This is a genomic window from Paenibacillus sp. LHD-117 (assembly GCF_030929555.1).
Classification (GTDB): domain Bacteria; phylum Bacillota; class Bacilli; order Paenibacillales; family Paenibacillaceae; genus Pristimantibacillus.
The window spans coordinates 1-578 of sequence record NZ_JAVFVT010000093.1 but is presented as its reverse complement, the minus strand read 5'-3'; the positions used below and the strand labels follow the sequence as shown (position 1 = coordinate 578).

Below are 578 nucleotides of genomic sequence, written 5' to 3'. Positions count from 1 at the left end.
GGGTAACCCGCAAGGGAGCCAGCCGCCGAAGGTGGGGTAGATGATTGGGGTGAAGTCGTAACAAGGTAGCCGTATCGGAAGGTGCGGCTGGATCACCTCCTTTCTAAGGATATACCCGAACCCGATGAGGTTCGGATAGGAAGCATCGCTTCCAAAGCAGTAACTCTCAGGCAGGAAGTTGCTCGCTCGTTGTCAGTTTTGAAAGACTAATCCTCTTTCACAAGCGTAATTATACCCGAGGGCCTTTAGCTCAGCTGGTTAGAGCGCACCCCTGATAAGGGTGAGGTCGGTGGTTCGAGTCCACTAAGGCCCACCATTATCAACACTTGAGTGTTGATCCCATTACGGGGCCATAGCTCAGCTGGGAGAGCGCCTGCCTTGCAAGCAGGAGGTCAGCGGTTCGATCCCGCTTGGCTCCACCAAAAAACTTCAATGTTGCGTCTTTTCTGAAGCGATTCAGGAAGCGCGGCAGCGAAAAACACTTGCACCTTGAAAACTGGATAACGAAAGTAAATTGCTGAAACATCCTTTAGCTGTTTTAAACTAGCAGCGAGCTGGTTTTGCGAAAGCGAGCCAAG

Annotated in this window: 1 protein-coding gene, 2 tRNA genes and 1 rRNA gene; 3 read left to right on the top strand and 1 reads right to left on the bottom strand. The window is 51.6% G+C overall.

The window, feature by feature from the left end:
- The 3 genes from RB620_RS30200 to RB620_RS30190 form a co-directional block, all read left to right on the top strand.
- Window positions 1–103: ribosomal RNA gene (locus RB620_RS30200) — 16S ribosomal RNA — on the top strand; the annotation flags it as partial.
- Between the two features lie 136 nt (window positions 104–239).
- Window positions 240–316: transfer RNA gene (locus RB620_RS30195), tRNA-Ile, on the top strand.
- A gap of 30 nt (window positions 317–346) precedes the next feature.
- Window positions 347–422 (top strand) — tRNA-Ala (locus RB620_RS30190).
- On the opposite strand, the gene RB620_RS30185 is transcribed toward RB620_RS30190, so the two are convergent.
- The coding region (locus tag RB620_RS30185; protein WP_308100871.1) for a hypothetical protein at window positions 393–578 on the bottom strand (186 nt) is incomplete at its 5' end. The genes RB620_RS30190 and RB620_RS30185 overlap by 30 nt on opposite strands.